Annotated in this window: 8 protein-coding genes, 1 tRNA gene and 1 rRNA gene; 1 reads left to right on the plus strand and 9 read right to left on the minus strand. The window is 70.1% G+C overall.

Annotation, left to right across the window (positions count from 1 at the left end; translation table 11 throughout):
• Positions 1–31: 31 nt before the first annotated feature.
• The 6 genes from pgsA to BCL76_RS04935 all read right to left on the minus strand — a co-directional run bounded on the left by pgsA (position 32) and on the right by BCL76_RS04935 (position 12,846).
• A complete protein-coding gene (gene pgsA, locus BCL76_RS04910; RefSeq protein ID WP_109778238.1) occupies positions 32–688 on the minus strand; it encodes a CDP-diacylglycerol--glycerol-3-phosphate 3-phosphatidyltransferase in 657 nt (218 codons plus the stop codon).
• Positions 685–2,172: a 30S ribosomal protein S12 methylthiotransferase RimO gene (rimO, locus tag BCL76_RS04915; protein WP_109778239.1), complete on the minus strand. Its 1,488-nt coding sequence runs from the start codon at positions 2,170–2,172 to the stop codon at positions 685–687. Before rimO ends, pgsA begins: the two co-directional genes overlap by 4 nt.
• A 126-nt stretch (positions 2,173–2,298) precedes the next feature.
• Positions 2,299–3,198, minus strand: a complete 900-nt coding sequence (locus BCL76_RS04920; RefSeq protein WP_109778240.1) for a helix-turn-helix domain-containing protein — start codon at positions 3,196–3,198, stop codon at positions 2,299–2,301.
• A 220-nt stretch (positions 3,199–3,418) separates the two neighbouring features.
• A complete protein-coding gene (locus tag BCL76_RS04925) occupies positions 3,419–6,238 on the minus strand; it encodes an FtsK/SpoIIIE family DNA translocase (RefSeq protein ID WP_109778354.1) in 2,820 nt (939 codons plus the stop codon).
• Positions 6,239–6,353: 115 nt separating this feature from the next.
• Entirely contained in the window at positions 6,354–7,037 is a 684-nt protein-coding gene (locus BCL76_RS04930) for a response regulator (protein ID WP_109778241.1), read from the minus strand.
• Between the two features lie 274 nt (positions 7,038–7,311).
• On the minus strand, positions 7,312–12,846 hold the full coding sequence (locus BCL76_RS04935; RefSeq protein ID WP_181382427.1) for a HAMP domain-containing protein: 5,535 nt from the start codon (positions 12,844–12,846) through the stop codon (positions 7,312–7,314).
• Positions 12,847–13,014: 168 nt separating this feature from the next.
• On the opposite strand from BCL76_RS04935, the gene BCL76_RS04940 reads away from it, so the two are divergent.
• Positions 13,015–15,600, plus strand: coding sequence for a SpoIIE family protein phosphatase (locus tag BCL76_RS04940; protein ID WP_258309306.1), 2,586 nt, complete (start codon positions 13,015–13,017; stop codon positions 15,598–15,600).
• 93 nt (positions 15,601–15,693) lie between these two features.
• On the opposite strand, the gene BCL76_RS04945 is transcribed toward BCL76_RS04940, so the two are convergent.
• The 3 genes from BCL76_RS04945 to rrf form a co-directional block, all read right to left on the minus strand.
• On the minus strand, positions 15,694–16,308 hold the full coding sequence (locus BCL76_RS04945) for an HdeD family acid-resistance protein (RefSeq protein ID WP_030774236.1): 615 nt from the start codon (positions 16,306–16,308) through the stop codon (positions 15,694–15,696).
• A 234-nt stretch (positions 16,309–16,542) separates the two neighbouring features.
• Positions 16,543–16,618, minus strand: a tRNA-Thr gene (locus BCL76_RS04950).
• Between the two features lie 5 nt (positions 16,619–16,623).
• Positions 16,624–16,741: ribosomal RNA gene (rrf, locus tag BCL76_RS04955) — 5S ribosomal RNA — on the minus strand.
• Positions 16,742–16,881 lie beyond the last annotated feature (140 nt).

The following is a 16,881-nucleotide window of genomic DNA, read 5'->3' on the forward strand; positions in this document are numbered from 1 at the left end:
TGCGCCGCCGGAAATTCCCCCGCCGCGTGGGTCACTTCGCGGCCCGCTCCGCGGCGAGACCCTGGCGGCGCAGCACGACCGCCTGACGGATGTAGTCCAAACCGGTGACGACGGTCAGCACGACGGCGATCGCCATCACCCAGAAGCGCATGGTCGCCAGCGCTCCGGTCAGGGCGAGGACGTACATGCCCACGGCCGTGCCCTGGGCGAGCGTCTTCATCTTGCCGCCCCGGCTGGCCGGAATCACTCCGTAGCGGATGACCCAGAACCGGAGCAGGGTGATCCCGAGTTCCCGCCCGAGGATCACCCCGGTCACCCACCAGGGGAGGTCACCGAGCCAGGAGAGACAGATCAGCGCCGACCCCATGATCGCCTTGTCGGCGATGGGGTCGGCGATCTTGCCGAAGTCCGTGACCAGGTTGTACGTCCGGGCCAGGTGCCCGTCGAAGATGTCCGTGATCATGGCGACGGCGAACGCGGCCCAGGCCCAGGCCCGCCAGGCCGGGTCGTAGCCGCCGTCGGCGAGCAGCAGCAGGACGAAGCCCGGCACCAGCACGAGCCGGATCATCGTCAAGATGTTGGCGATGTTCCACAGGCTGGCCTGATTGACCGCCGCGGCCCCCAGCTTCGCGCCGGGTACGGGCCGGCGGCCGGTCCCGCCCGCCGCAGATGCCGGGACTCCGGTCATCCGGCCGCCTCCTCGAACTCCATGCCGAGCGGCTCGGCGACCAGGTCCACACCCAGGGTGCCGACCACCTTTGCCGTGACGATACGCCCAGGGACCAGGCCCGTGCTGTCCGTGAAGACCACTTGGCCGTCCGTTTCGGGCGCCTGGTGCGCGGCGCGCCCGTAGGCGCCCTCGCCGTCCTCGTCGACGGCCTCCACGGTCTCGACGAGCACTTCGAGAGTCTCCCCGATGCGCTCCTCGGCGCGCTGGGAGGTGAGCTCCTCGGCGAGCCGCTGCATGTGCGCGAGCCGCTCGGCGATGGTGTCCTCGTCCAGCTTGTTCTCGTAGGTGACGGCCTCGGTGCCGTCCTCGTCGGAGTAGCCGAAGACGCCGATGGCGTCGAGCCGCGCGTGGGTGAGGAAACGCTCCAGCTCGGCGAAGTCCGATTCCTTCTCGCCGGGGAAGCCGACGATGAAGTTGGAGCGGACGCCGGCCGTCGGGGCCTTGGAGCGGATGGTGTCCAGCAGCTCCAGGAAGCGGTCGGTGTCACCGAAGCGGCGCATCGAGCGCAGCACGTCGGGGGCGGAGTGCTGGAAGGACAGGTCGAAGTACGGCACGACCTTGGGGGTCGAGGTGAGTACGTCGATCAGCCCGGGCCGCATCTCGGCGGGCTGCAGGTAGCTGACGCGGACGCGCTCGATGCCGTCCACCTCGGCCAGCTCGGGCAGCAGGGTCTCCAGCAGCCGGATGTCGCCGAGGTCCTTGCCGTACGAGGTGTTGTTCTCGGAGACCAGCATGATCTCCTTGACGCCCTGCTCGGCGAGCCAGCGCGTCTCGCCCAGCACGTCGCTGGGGCGGCGGGAGATGAAGGAGCCCCGGAAGGACGGGATGGCGCAGAAGGAGCAGCGCCGGTCGCAGCCGGAGGCCAGCTTGACCGAGGCGACCGGGCTCTTGTCCAGGCGGCGGCGCAGGGGGGCGCGCGGCCCGGAGGCGGGCGCCAGCCCCTCGGGGAGGTCCGCGGGGGCGGCCTCGGGCTCCTGGGCATGGCCGGGCAGGGCCACCTCGGCGTCCTGGCGGGCCGCCGGGCTGATCGGCAGCAGCTTGCGCCGGTCACGCGGGGTGTGGGAGGCGTGGATGCCTCCGTTGAGGATGGTCTGGAGGCGGTCGGAGATGTCGGCGTAGTCGTCGAAACCGAGGACTCCGTCGGCTTCGGGAAGCGCTTCGGCGAGCTCCTTGCCGTAGCGCTCGGCCATGCAGCCGACGGCGACGACGGCCTGGGTCTTGCCGTGATCCTTGAGATCGTTGGCTTCCAGCAGGGCGTCTACGGAGTCCTTTTTGGCGGCTTCGACGAAGCCGCAGGTGTTGACGACGGCTACGTCCGCATCGGCGGCGTCCTCGACGAGCTCCCAGCCATCCGCCGCCAAGCGGCCTGCGAGCTCCTCCGAGTCCACCTCGTTACGGGCGCAGCCAAGAGTGACAAGGGCGACGGTACGGCGTTCGGGCATGGACTCAAGACTACTTCGTCCCGGCGTCGGCCCCTGCCGCAAGTCCCCCTACAGCAAGATCCCCGGGGTGCGGCGCAGCACCCCGGGGATCCGGATTCAAGCCTTCCGCCCTAGGGCGGGCCCGTGTCAGCCCGCCTGGGGCTGGTCCGGGGCAGGGTCGGCCTTCGTGTATTTCAGACGCTCCACCTGACCCGGCTGGAAGTCGTCCTTGATCTCCTTGCCGTTCACGAAGAGCTTCACGGCCCCGGCGTCGCCGAGCACGAGGTCGACGGACTCCTTGTCCGTGAAGGTCTTGGACTCACCCTGCGTGAGGGTGCCGTCGAAGAGCAGCCGGCCGGTGGAGTCCTTCGCGGAGATCCAGCTCTCACCGGTGTCGGCCGTCAGGACCACGGTGACGAGGTCCTTGGGCGCGGCGGCGATCGCGCTGTCCGAGGGCTCCGGCTTGGCCGCCGGCGGGGTCTGCTGGGGCGGTGCGGCCGGCTTGGCGCCGCCGCTCTGCTTGGGTGCGGGCTTGGGGGAGGCGGAACCTTCCGCCACCGGGCGCTTGTCCTTCTCGTCGCCACCGCTGAAGGCGGTGAAGCCGACGAAGCCGATCACGGCGACGATGGCGGCCACCATGGCCGCGGTCCAGTTGGGCCGCTGCCGCTCGGGGCGGATCCGCTCGGCGTCGAACATCGGCGCGGCCGGCGTGGGTGCCGGCCGGCCGCCGTGGGCCGCGTCGTAGCTCTCGACCAGGGGTGCCGGATCGAGGCCCACGGCGCGGGCGAGCGTACGGATGTGACCGCGGGCGTAGACGTCGCCGCCGCACCGCGTGAAGTCGTCCTCTTCGATCGCGTGCACGATCGGGATGCGCACGCGGGTGGTGGAACTGACCTCGTCGACGGTGAGCCCGGCGGCGATCCGGGCCTTCTTGAGGGCCGTCCCGATGGACGGTCCTTCGACGGGACGTTCGACGATGCGGTCCTCGGACCGGTCGTCGGTCGAAGGCCGCTCTTCTTCGGGGGAGTTGGAGTTGCCGATGGACACGTGGGCGCCTTTCGAGCGTGTAGCCACCTGCTGGAAGTCCAGTCTAGGGGGGTGACGAAAGGGTGGAGCAACCGGAGGGTGCACTCCCTACGCCATCCGAATGGCGAAGGGAGGTCGTGCTCGGGTGCGGCGGCCCAGCGCTGTGAGCGTTCTCGCGCGCCTACCGCCACCTCTCTTCAACTTGACGCGGGCCCAAGGGAAACGGTTGCCCGCGATTTCATCACGGATGGGCCTCGCCTCGGATGACCGCGAGCACTCCGTCCAGGTCATCGGCCTTCAGCAGGACGTCGCGCGCCTTCGAGCCCTCGCTCGGGCCGACGATGCCCCGGGACTCCATGAGGTCCATGAGCCGCCCGGCCTTCGCAAATCCCACCCGAAGCTTGCGCTGGAGCATCGAGGTGGACCCGAACTGCGTGGAGACCACCAGCTCCGCCGCCTGGCACAGCAGGTCCAGGTCGTCGCCGATGTCCTCGTCGATCTCCTTCTTCTGCTTCTGCCCGACGGTGACGTCCTCCCGGAAGACGGGCGCCATCTGGTCCTTGCAGTGCTGGACGATGCCGGCGATCTCGTCCTCGGTGACGAAGGCGCCCTGGAGGCGGACCGGCTTGTTGGCGCCCATCGGCAGGAACAGCCCGTCGCCCTTGCCGATCAGCTTCTCGGCGCCCGGCTGGTCGAGGATGACCCGGCTGTCGGCGAGCGAGGAGGTGGCGAAGGCGAGGCGCGAGGGCACGTTCGCCTTGATCAGACCGGTGACCACGTCCACCGAGGGCCGCTGGGTGGCGAGCACCAGGTGGATGCCGGCCGCGCGGGCCAGCTGGGTGATGCGGACGATGGAGTCCTCGACGTCGCGCGGGGCCACCATCATCAGGTCGGCCAGCTCGTCGACGATCACCAGCAGGTACGGGTACGGGCTGAGCTCCCGCTCGCTGCCCGGCGGCAGTTTGATCTTGCCGTCCCGGATGGCCTGGTTGAAGTCGTCGATGTGCCGGTAGCCGAAGGCGGCCAGGTCGTCGTAGCGCAGGTCCATCTCGCGCACCACCCACTGGAGCGCCTCGGCGGCCCGCTTGGGGTTGGTGATGATCGGCGTGATCAGGTGCGGGATGCCCTCGTACGCCGTCAGCTCGACCCGCTTGGGGTCCACCAGCACCATCCGGACGTCCTCCGGGGTGGCTCGGACCATGATCGAGGTGATCAGGCAGTTGATGCAGGAGGACTTGCCGGAACCGGTGGCGCCGGCGACCAGCACATGCGGCATCTTCGCGAGGTTGGCCATCACGTAGCCGCCCTCGACGTCCTTGCCGAGCGCGACCAGCATCGGGTGGTCGTCCTCGGCCGCGTCCGCGAGGCGCAGTACGTCGCCCAGGTTGACCATCTCGCGGTCGGTGTTCGGGATCTCGATACCGACGGCGGACTTGCCCGGGATCGGGCTGATGATCCGGACGTCCGGCGAGGCCACGGCGTAGGCGATGTTCTTGGTGAGGGCGGTGATCCGCTCGACCTTGACCGCGGCGCCCAGGGTGACCTCGTAGCGGGTGACGGTCGGTCCTCGGGTGAAGCCGGTGACGTCCGCGTCGACCTTGAACTCGGTGAAGACGTTGCGCAGCGAGGCGACCACCGCGTCGTTGGCGGCGCTTCGGGTCTTGCCGGGCCCGCCCTTCTCCAGCAGGTCGAGCGAAGGCAGCGCGTACGTGATGTCCCCGCGCAGCTGGAGCTGTTCGGCGCGCGGCGGGAGTGCCTGGGCCTGCGGCGGGGCCTTGGTCAGGTCGGGCACCGACAGCGTCCCGGAGGCGGCGGCCGTGGTGGCGTGCGGCTGCCCGTCGGCGGCTTCCGAGGCGTTGCCGGAGGCGCCCTTGGAGGCACGCCCGGGGGCACTGCCCGGGGTGGTGTCCGGTACGGGACGCTCCGCGCGGGCGACCGGCACCTCGGTGGTGGGCTCCGCGCCCTCCCGCTCGACCGTGATCCCCTGCGTGAGGTCGGCGACGATCGGCGAGGGCGGCATTCCGCCGTAGACCGCCCCGTCCAGCGCCGCGGCGGCCGCCGCGGCCACGTCGACGGCGTCCATCCCCCGCTCCATGGCGGGCCTGGCCGGGGTCCTGCGCGGCCTGCGCCGCCGGGCGAGCGCCTCCTCCTCGGCCTCGTCCGCCGGGTCGCCGGAGCCCTCTCCGGCTCCGCCACGGGCCCGCCACCGCTCCGGGTCGTGCCGCTCACCGGCGGCGCCCTCGGCCTCGCCGTAGCCCTCGTCGTACTCGTTCGGGGCGATGATCCCGAGCCGGATGCCGAGCCGGCGCAACCGCTGCGGGATCGCGTTGACCGGGGTCGCGGTGACCACGAGCAGGCCGAAGATCGTGAGCAGCACCAGCATGGGCACGGCCAGCGGCGCGCCCATGGTGAAGATCAGCGGCTTGGAGGCGCCCCAGCCGATGAGCCCGCCCGCGTTCTGCATCGCGGTGGTGCCCTCGTCCCGGCCGGGCGCCCCGCAGGCGATGTGGACCAGGCCCAGGACCCCGATGACGAGGGCCGACAGCCCGATGCCGATGCGGCCGTTGGCGTCGGTCTGTTCGGGATGCCGGATGAAACGGACCGCCATGACGCCGAGCAGGACCGGTACGAGCAGATCCAACCGGCCGAAGAGACCGGTGATCAGCATCGTGACCAGGTCCCCGACGGGACCGCTCAGATTCGACCAGGTACCCGCGGCGACGATCAGCGCCAGGGCGAGCAGCAGCAGTGCCACGCCGTCCTTGCGGTGGGCGGGGTCGAGGTTCCTGGCCCCCTGGCCGATCCCGCGGAAGACGGCGCCGACCGCGTGTGCGCAGCCGAGCCAGACGGCGCGCACCAGCCGCACCACGCCCCCGGTCGGGGAAGGCGCGGGCTTGGCCGCCGCCTTCTTGGCCGGGGCGCGCTTGGCGGCCGCGGGCTTCTTCGCCGCGGGCCCCCGCGCGGGCGCGGCCTTCTTCGCCGGCGCCGCCGTACGGCCGGTGCGGCCCTTCGCGGTGCCCGCCGTGCTCTGGGAACCCTTACCGGACGTACGTGAGGCCATGGGGCCGAGGTTACCGGTGCGCACGCCGGTGGACACGCGTGCCCACCCCTTCACCCGTTCGTGTCGTCGGCTCCGTAGGTGCTTTGACGCACCGCCAGTACCGACGCGCGTACGGTCAGTTCTGCGCGGGCAGGGCCGGAGCCCCTCCGGCCGTCCCGGGCTCCAGTGCGTCCAGTGCCCGCCGCAGCCCGGTGAGTTTGCGCTCCAGGTGCGCCGCGGTCGCCACCACGCCGGCGTCGGCCGAATCCTCGCCGAGCTGCTTGGTGAGCGCCTCGGCCTGCTCCTCGACCGCCGCGAGCCGGGCGGAGAGCTCGGCCAGCAGTCCGGCCGTCTCCTTGCCCGCGTCCACGCCGCTCGAGCTGCCGCCCTCCAGCTGGAGCCGCAGCAGGGCCGCCTGCTCCCGCAGTTGGCAGTTCTTCGTGTACAGCTCCACGAAGACCGAGACCTTGGCCCGCAGCACCCACGGGTCGAAGGGCTTGGAGATGTAGTCGACCGCACCCGCCGCGTAACCGCGGAACGTGTGGTGCGGACCGTGATTGATCGCGGTGAGGAAGATGATCGGGATGTCCCGGGTCCGTTCCCGCCGCTTGATGTGCGCGGCCGTTTCGAATCCGTCCATGCCCGGCATCTGGACATCCAGCAGGATGACCGCGAAATCGTCCGTCAGCAGCGCCTTGAGCGCTTCCTCCCCCGACGACGCCCGGACCAGTGTCTGATCGAGCGCGGAGAGGATGGCCTCCAGCGCCAGCAGATTCTCCGGCCGGTCGTCGACCAGGAGGATCTTGGCCTTCTGCACCATGCCCTGTCCTCCTCGCCCCGGCACGGGGCCTCCCCGGCTCCGGGCACCGGCCTGTGCGCCGGGCCCCGCCCCAGAGGACGGCATCCTTGCGCCGTCCGTCCTTGTGCCGGTCATCGTAGCCCCAGTCCCGAGATCGCCACACCCTGTCACCAAGATGTCACTGTGCACGAAGCAGAAACGTGGTGGGAGAGCAGAAGGTTCCCCGTTCACCGCCCTTCCACACCGCACCGGGCACAGTGAGTCAGCGATCGTTGTCCTTCCGCCCTCCCGGCGCTCACTTGCCGCGCATCCACTGCTCCATCACCGACAGCAGATAGTCGGGATCGACCGGCTTGGTGACGTAGTCGGAAGCGCCGGAGTCGATCGCCTTCTCCCGGTCCCCCTTCATCGCCTTCGCCGTCAGCGCGATGATCGGCAGACCGGCGAACTGCGGCATCCGCCGGATCGCCGAGGTCGTCGCGTACCCGTCCATCTCGGGCATCATGATGTCCATCAGTACGACCGTCACATCGTCGTGCTGCTCCAGGACTTCGATGCCCTCCCGCCCGTTCTCCGCGTACAGCACGGCCAGTCCGTGCTGCTCCAGCACGCTGGTGAGCGCGAAGACGTTGCGTACGTCGTCGTCGACGATGAGCACCTTCTCGCCGTGGAAGTCGTACGTCCGGGGCACCACCGGGAGCTCGTCCTCCGCGCTGCCCCAGCCGTCCTCGGCCCCCACGACGTTCGGCTGACCCGGCACCGCCGTACGCGGCTCCAGATCGCTCGCCGCCTTGCGCCGGCGCCGGAACAACGCGGCCCCGCCGCCCTGCCCCTGCCCGGCCGGCTCGGCCGCCGACAGCGCCGGACGCGTCGGCTGGGCCTGCACCGACGGCAGGGCCGCCGGCCCCGCCTGGGTCCCCGGCAGCGAGGGGCGGCCGCCGTCCTGCGACCTGCGGTACAGCTCCCCGCGGGCACCACCGGGCGTCGGCGGCGCGTACCCCTGCGGGGGCAGCTCGCTCGGGTGCAGCGGCAGGTACAGCGTGAAGGTGGACCCGCGGCCGGGCTCGCTGGCCGCATGGATCTCGCCGCCCAGCAGCCGGGCGATCTCCCGGCTGATGGACAGCCCCAGCCCGGTGCCGCCGTACTTGCGGCTCGTCGTCCCGTCCGCCTGCTTGAACGCCTCGAAGATCACCAGCATCTTGCTCGCGGCGATCCCGATCCCGGTGTCGGTGACCGAGAAGGCGATCAGGTCCGCGTCCGCCTCACGCAGCGATCCGGCCTCCAGCAGCTGCTCCCGGATCGCGGTGGGCACATCGGCGCTGGCGGGCCGGATCACCAGCTCCACCGCCCCGGTGTCGGTGAACTTCACCGCGTTCGACAGCAGGTTGCGCAACACCTGGAGCAGTCGCTGCTCGTCGGTGTGCAGCGTGGCCGGCAGCTCCGGGGAGACCCGTACCGAGAAGTCCAGGCCCTTCTCCGCCGTCAGCGGCCGGAAGGTCGCCTCGACGTAGTCCACGAGCTGCACCAGCGCGATCCGGGTCGGCGAGACGTCCATCTTCCCGGCCTCGACCTTCGACAGGTCGAGGATGTCGTTGATCAGCTGCAACAGGTCCGACCCCGCGCCGTGGATGGTCTCCGCGAACTCCACCTGCTTCGGCGAGAGGTTCCCCTCCGCGTTGTCGGCGAGCAGCTTGGCCAGGATCAGCAGCGAGTTGAGCGGCGTCCGCAGCTCGTGCGACATGTTCGCCAGGAACTCGGACTTGTAGCGCATCGAGACCGCGAGCTGCTCGGCGCGCTCCTCCAGGACCTGCCGGGCCTCCTCGATCTCGGTGTTCTTCACCTCGATGTCCCGGTTCTGCTGGGCCAGCAGCTCGGCCTTCTCCTCCAGCTCCGCGTTGGCGGCCTGCAGGGCCTTCTGCCGGTTCTCCAGCTCGTCGGAGCGCTCGCGCAGCTGCTCGGTCATCTCCTGCGACTGCTTCAGCAGCATCTCCGTCTTGGAGTTGACGCTGATGGTGTTGACGCTCGTACCGATCATCTCGGCGATCTGGCTGAGGAAGTCCTTCTGGATCTGGGTGAAGGGCGTGAAGGAGGCCAGCTCGATGACGCCGAGCACCGTCCCCTCGAAGAGCACCGGCAGCACGATGACGTGCGCCGGCGGCGCCTCGCCCAGACCCGAGGAGATCTTCAGGTAGCCCGGCGGGGTGTTCTCGACGAGGATCATCCGCTTCTCCTCGGCGACCGCCCCGATCAGCCCCTCCCCCGGCCGGAAGGAGATGGGCATCTGACCGCCCGCGTACGCGTAACTCCCCCGCATCCGCAGCTCGTACGAGCCGTCCGCGCCCCCCTCCGTCCCGATCTCGGTGGTGCCGCCGGCCGGCAGCGCCAGGAAGAAGGCGCCGTGCTGCGCGGAGACCACGGGGGTCAGCTCGCTCATGATCAGCGAGGCCACGTCGTCCAGCTCCCGGCGGCCCTGCATCAGCGCGGAGATCCGGGCGAGGTTGCCCTTGAGCCAGTCCTGCTCCTTGTTGGCCAAGGTGGTGTCGCGCAGGTTCGCGATCATCGTGTTGATGTTGTCCTGGAGGACCTGGATCTCGCCCGCCGCGTCCACGTCGATCTTCAGGTTGAGGTCGCCGCGGGTCACCGCGGTGGCCACGGCCGCGATCGCGCGCACCTGCCGGGTGAGGTTCCCGGCCATCTCGTTCACGGACTCGGTCAGGTCCCGCCAGGTGCCGTCGACGTCCCGGACGCGCGCCTGGCCGCCCAGGATGCCCTCGGTACCCACCTCGCGGGCCACCCGGGTCACCTGGTCGGCGAAGGACGACAGCTGGTCGACCATCGTGTTGATGGTGGTCTTGAGCTCCAGGATCTCGCCGCGGGCGTCGATGTCGATCTTCTTGGTCATGTCGCCCTTGGCGATGGCGGTCGTGACCATGGCGATCTGCCGCACCTGACCGGTGAGGTTGGAGGCCATGAAGTTCACCGAGTCGGTGAGGTCCTTCCAGGTCCCCGAGACACCCGGCACGTGCGCCTGCCCGCCGAGGCGGCCCTCCGTGCCCACCTCACGGGCCACGCGCGTCACCTCGTCCGCGAAGGACGACAGGGTCTTCACCATCGTGTTGACGGTGTCGGCGAGCTGCGCGACCTCGCCGCGCGCCTCGACCGTGACCTTCTTCGTCAGATCGCCGTTGGCGACCGCCGCCGAGACCTGGGAGATGTTGCGCACCTGGGAGGTCAGGTTGTTGGCCATCAGGTTGACGTTGTCCGTCAGGTCCTTCCAGATGCCCGTCACCCCGCGCACCCGGGCCTGGCCGCCGAGGATGCCCTCGGAGCCCACCTCACGGGCCACCCGCGTCACCTGCTCCGCGAACGACGACAGCTGGTCCACCATCGTGTTGACGGTGGTGACCAGTTCGAGGATCTCGCCCTTGGCGTCGACGGTGATCTTCTTGGAGAGATCGCCCATCGCCACGGCCGTGGTCACCTCGGCGATGTTGCGCACCTGGGACGTCAGGTTGTTCGCCATGAAGTTGACGGACTGGGTGAGGTCCTTCCAGGTACCGGAGACCCCCTTCACCTCCGCCTGGCCGCCGAGGATGCCCTCGGTACCCACCTCACGGGCCACCCGCGTCACCTGCTCCGCGAAGTTCGAGAGCTGGTCGACCATCGTGTTGAGGGTGTTCTTCAGCTCCAGGATCTCGCCCCGGGCGTCCACGTCGATCTTCTGCGAGAGGTCACCGCGGGCCACCGCCGTCGCGACCTGCGCAATGTTGCGCACCTGCGAGGTCAGGTTCCCGGCCATGCCGTTCACGGAGTCCGTCAGGTCACGCCATACGCCGGCCACCCCGGGCACCTGCGCCTGACCGCCGAGCCGGCCCTCGGTACCCACGTCCCGGGCCACCCGGGTGACCTGCTCGGCGAAGGCCGAGAGCTGGTCGACCATCGTGTTGATGGTGTTCTTCAGCTCCAGGATCTCGCCCCGGGCGTCCACGTCGATCTTCTGGGACAGGTCGCCCCGGGCCACCGCCGTCGTCACCTGGGCGATCTGGCGCACCTGGGACGTCAGGTTGCCGGCCATGAAGTTGACGGAGTCGGTGAGCTCCTTCCAGGTGCCGGACACCCCCTCGACCCGGGCCTGACCGCCGAGCCGGCCCTCCGTACCCACGTCCCGCGCCATCCGCGTGACCTGGTCGGCGAAGGAGGACAGCTGGTCCACCATCGTGTTCACGGTGTTCTTCAGCTGGAGCATCTCGCCGGAGACGTCCACGGTGACCTTCTGCGACAGGTCGCCGTTGGCCACCGCCGTCGTCACCTGCGCGATGTTGCGCACCTGCCCGGTGAGGTTGCGGAAGGCGGTGTTCACCGAGTCGGTGAGGTCCTTCCACGTCCCCGCCGCACCCGGCACCTGCGCCTGACCGCCCAGTTCACCCTCGACGCCGACCTCACGGGCCACACGCGTCACTTCGGCGCCGAAGGAGGACAACTGGTCCACCATCGTGTTGACGGTGTTCTTCAGCTCCAGCATCTCGCCGGCCACGTCGACCGTGACCTTCTGCGACAGATCGCCGTTGGCCACCGCCGTCGTCACCTGCGCGATGTCCCGCACCTGGGTGGTGAGGTTGCGGAAGACCGTGTTCACCGAGTCGGTGAGGTCCTTCCACGTCCCCGCCGCACCCGGCACCTGCGCCTGACCGCCGAGCAGACCCTTGGCCCCGACCTCGCTGGCCACTCGCGTGACCTCGTCCGCGAAGGTCCGTAGCGTCTCGGTCATCTGATTGATCGTTTCGGCCAGCTGCGCCACCTCGCCGCGCGCGCTCACCCGAACCTTCTGCGACAGGTCACCGTTCGCGACCGCCGTGGTCACCTGCGCGATCCCGCGCACCTGGGCCGTCAGGTTCCCGGCCATGGTGTTGACCGAGTCGGTCAGGTCCTTCCACACGCCCGCGACCCCGGGCACCTTCGCCTGGCCGCCCAGCTCGCCCTCCGTGCCCACCTCGCGGGCGACACGGGTCACCTCGGAGGAGAAGGACGACAGCTGGTCCACCATCGTGTTCACGGTGTTCTTCAGCTGGAGCATCTCGCCGGCCACGTGCACCGTGACCTTGCGCGACAGATCGCCCTTGGCGACCGCCGTCGTGACGAGAGCGATATCACGTACCTGGGCGGTGAGCCGGTACGCCATCGTGTTGACGGAGTCGGTCAGGTCCTTCCAGGATCCCGACATCCCGCGCACCTGAGCCTGGCCACCGAGCTTGCCCTCGGTACCCACCTCCAGCGCCACACGCGTCACCTCGTCGGTGAACGCGGACAGCTGGTCGACCAGGTTGTTGACCGTACGCCCGACCTTCAGGAACTCCCCGCGCAGCGGATGACCGGCCCCCTCGGCCGCCTGCGTCCGCAGATCCATCCGCTGGTCCAGATCGCCCTCGGCCACCGCCGACAGCACCCGGCCCACCTCGGACACCGGTCGCGCGAGATCGTCCACCAACTGGTTCGAGGCATCGATCGCGGCAGCCCAGGAGCCCTCGCAAGCGCCCGTTTCCAGCCGTTCGCTCAGCTTGCCCTCGCGGCCCACCATCCGCCGTACCCGGGACAGCTCCCCGGTCAGGTGGAGATTTCGGTCGGCGACCTCGTTGTAGACGGCGGCGATCTCCGCCATCACGCCCTCGCCGGACACCGTCAGCCGCTTGCGGAAATTCCCGTCCCGCATCGACACCAGGGCCGTGAGCAGCCGGTTCAGAGCGGCGGTATCGACCTCCGTCGTGCCACTGCGCCGAGAACGCCCGCCTTTCGGCCGCGTTCCCGTACGCCGTACCGCTGCGCCAGACTCCACCGTGTCCCTCCCGAAAGGGTCGACCACATTTCCACCGGACGCCTGACTCGTCACGAGCCGGCTCTGCAAGCCTGCCCAGTGTTTCACCCTGGCCGAACCCGGCCATAACACTTCGGCACCATCGCACACCCGCCGTACCCTGCGGGTGGAATCCCTGACGACGGCACCATGCCGACCGCGAAGGTAAGTAACCTGGCACCCGATGTCCAACCGCGTCGAAGGAGACCAGTGATCACGGCACGGGCGGCTGCCAGCTTCGATCCCCTCGGGCGCTCGGTCGCCGCCGCCCGCGGGTTCGTCCGCGACACCCTGCACGGCTGGGGCTTCGCGGACATCGTCGACGACGCGGTGGTCCTCACCAGCGAGCTCGTCACCAATGCCGTGGTCCACGCCGGCACCCGGGCCGAGGTCCTGTGCCTGCGCGCCGACGGCGGCGTACGGGTCGAGGTCGCCGACCGGTATCCGGAGCGCGAGCTCCCGCTCCAGCACCCCGGCGAACGCCCCTACGCCGACCCCGACCGCGAGAACGGCCGCGGCCTGATGCTGTGCGCCGCCCTCGCCACCCGCTGGGGCGTCGAGTACACCGCCACCCACAAGCATGTCTGGTTCCGCCTCGACCTCCCAGACCGGCCGGTCGGTACCCGCTCGGCGGGCCCCGTAGTCCCCGACCAGCTGCTGCCGCTGGCCGACAGCCGGGTCCGCGTGGCCGTCCTCCAGATCGACTCGGACGACGCCATCTCCGCCTGGAACGAGGACGCCGAGCACATCTTCGGCCACCCCGCGGAGAAGGCGCTCGGCCGCCCGCTCGCCGAGCTCGCCGCCTGGCCCCAGACCCCCGGCACCGGCACCGGCATCGCCGAGGCCCTGCGCCTGTCCCGCTGGGAGGGCAGCTACGGCGTCCGCGGCGCCGACGGCCGGGTCATCCCCGTCTTCGCCTCGCACCTTCGGGTCCGCGACGCCCACGGCGAACCGTCCATCGTCTGCCTCTTGGTCCACGACGACGAGCGCGCCGTGCTCCAGACCCCGGTGCGGGTGCCCACCAGCGACAGCGGCCACTTCACCGATCCCCGCCCGACGGACCCCTTCGAGATCTTCATCGGCTCTCCGGCCCCCGACGACCTCGACGGGCTCCTCCAGCGGACCGTGGAACGCGCCCGCGACCTGCTCGACGCCGACGCCGCCTTCCTGCTGCTCGCCACCGACGACGAGACCGAGCTGGAGGTCCGCGCCACCACCGGCCTGCCCTCCACCCGCCAGCGCTTCGCCCGCGTCCCCGTCGAGGCCGGCACCAACCGCTACGGCTCCGCCCGCATGCCCGCCGTCCACGACGACCTCATCGCCTCCCCGGGAGCGGTCCCGCTCCTGGAGGCCACCGGCATGCGCTCCGCCGTCACCGTCCCTCTCAAGGTGGAGGGCCGCCTCACCGGCTCCCTCGGCGTCGCCGCCGAGACCCCCGGCCGCTACTCCAACGAAGAGGCCCTGCACCTGCAGTTCGCCGCCGACCGCATCGCCCTCGCCGTCGAGTCCGCCCGCCTCGGCGAACTGGAGCGCCTGCGCCGCGGTTCGCTCTCCTTCCTCGTCGAAGCCTCCGACCTGCTGGCCGGCACCCTCGACCGGGACCAGACCCTGGCCCTGATGGCCCAGATGACCGTCCCGACGCTCGCCACCTGGTGCGCCGTCTACACCATCGCCGACCAGTCCTCCGACCCGTACCTCTCCTACGTGCTCCACGAGGACGAGGAGCGCATCGACGGCCTCAAGGACCTGCTCGCCAAGGTCAGCCCGCCCGAACCGGTCCGCGAGGCCGGCGCCCGACCGTGGTCCGAGGCGACCCTCGCCGTCGGCGGCGAGACGGTGGTCCTGCCCCTCCTCGCCCGCAACCGCGTGATCGGCATGCTCACCCTCGGCAAACCGCGCGAGGAGCACTTCCGCCAGGAGATCCTCGAACTCGCCGAGGACCTCTCCCGCCGGGCCGCCCTGGCCCTCGACAACGCCCGCCTGTACTCCGAGCGCACCGCGATCAGCCGCTCCCTCCAGCGCAGCCTGCTGCCGCCCGGCTCCCCCGCGATCCCCGGCATGGAGGTCGAGGTCATCTACCGCGCGGCCGGCGAGGGCAACGAGGTCGGCGGCGACTTCTACGACGTCTTCCCGATCCGCGACGGCGCGTACGGCTTCGCCATCGGCGACGTCTGCGGCACGGGCCCGGAGGCAGCGGCCGTCACCGGCCTCGCCCGGCACGCCCTGCGCCTGCTGGCCCGTGAGGGCCTCGGCGGCCCGGCGGTCCTCGAACGCCTCAACGCGGCCATCCTCGACGAGGGCGCCCGTAGCCGCTTCCTCACCCTCCTGTACGGCGAGCTCCACCCCCAGCCCGACGGCGGCGCCCTGATGAAGGTCGTCTGCGCGGGCCATCCGCTGCCGCTGCGCCTACGCCCGAACGGCCAGGTCGACGCGGCCGCGGATCCGCAGCCTCTGCTGGGTGTGATCGACGACCTGGACCTCTACGAGCAGACCCTCACCCTCGACCCCGGCGACGTGCTGCTCTGCGTCACCGACGGCGTGACCGAACGCCGCGAGGGCACCCGCATGCTGGGCGACGACGGCCTCACGGAGGTCCTCACGACCTGTACGGGGCTGACCGCGGGCGCGGTCGCCTCCCGCGTGCTGCGCGCGGTGGAACGCTTCGCCGCCGAACCCGCATCGGACGACATGGCGATCCTCGCCTTCCGCGTCCCGGAACAGCGGGTGGGCGAATAGCAGACCGGCCGACACGTACCCCGCAAAAAACCTGGGCCCGGCAACTGCCGGAGCCCAGGTTCAGGGGAGTACGGGTCGGTGGCCGTCCGGCGTTCACCCCGGACGGGCCGGAGTGATCCGACGAGTGGCGGAACGCAGGGCGAAGGCCATCACCAGCTCGAAGACACCCAGCAGGACGAGCCAGAGTCCCAGCAGCCGCGTCAGGGCCACGGCGGAGTCCACCGGGAAGCAGAGCACGACGATTCCGGCGACGGCGCCCAGAGCGCCCAGGCCGAACTGCAGGCCCCGGTGCACGAGCGTGTGATCGGCGATCGCGGTGAACGCCGCGAGCACTCCGGACAGCAGCCAGAACACCCCGATGATCAAAGACAGCGCGCCGATGGTCTGCATCGGATGACGCAGCACCAGGACGCCCGCCAGGAACGCGAGCATCGCGATCAGGACACCCGCCAGCCTGCTGCCGCCGTCCCTGCTGTGCGAAAAGGCGGTGACGAAGCGGAAGGCACCCGCCACCAGGAGCTGCAGGCCGATGATGACGGCCAGGATGTGCAGCGTCTCGTCGGGCCAGACGAGCACCAGGATGCCGGGGATCAGGGTCACGAGGGCGAAGCCGAGTGCCCAGTGCCAGGTGCTGCCGAGGTGCTTGAGGACGTCCTCGGGATCGTTCTGCGCGTGCTGTGGTGCGGCTGCGTCGGGGGGTACGGTCATCACGCCTCCTGGGCCCGGCCGAACGGCCCGTGGGGGCACCTCGAAGCCGCCGGAACGTACCTTATCTACCCTTCACATCCATGGTAGGCAGCTCCCCTACGGCCCGCCCCTCCGAGCCATCACACCCCCTCCGCCCGCCGGCGCCGGTGGGAGTGGTGGCCGGCATCGGGTGACGACGGGTCCCGTGCCGGAAAACAAAAAAGGCCCCCGCCAATTGGCGGGGGCCTTTTTCGATGGAGCCCTTTAACGGAATCGAACCGTTGACCTTCTCCTTACCATGGAGACGCTCTACCGACTGAGCTAAAAGGGCGGGTTGTTCGGCGGCGTCCTACTCTCCCACAGGGTCCCCCCTGCAGTACCATCGGCGCTGAAAGGCTTAGCTTCCGGGTTCGGAATGTAAACCGGGCGTTTCCCTAACGCTATGACCACCGAAACACTATGAAATTTGAACGCTGGCATGGACACAGCTGTTCGTTATTTCAGAACTAACACAGTGGACGCGAGCAACTGAGGACAAGCCCTCGGCCTATTAGTACCAGTCAGCTTCACCCGTTACCGGGCTTCCACATCTGG

Source organism: Streptomyces sp. CG 926, assembly GCF_003148825.1.
Taxonomy (GTDB): Bacteria; Actinomycetota; Actinomycetes; order Streptomycetales; family Streptomycetaceae; genus Streptomyces.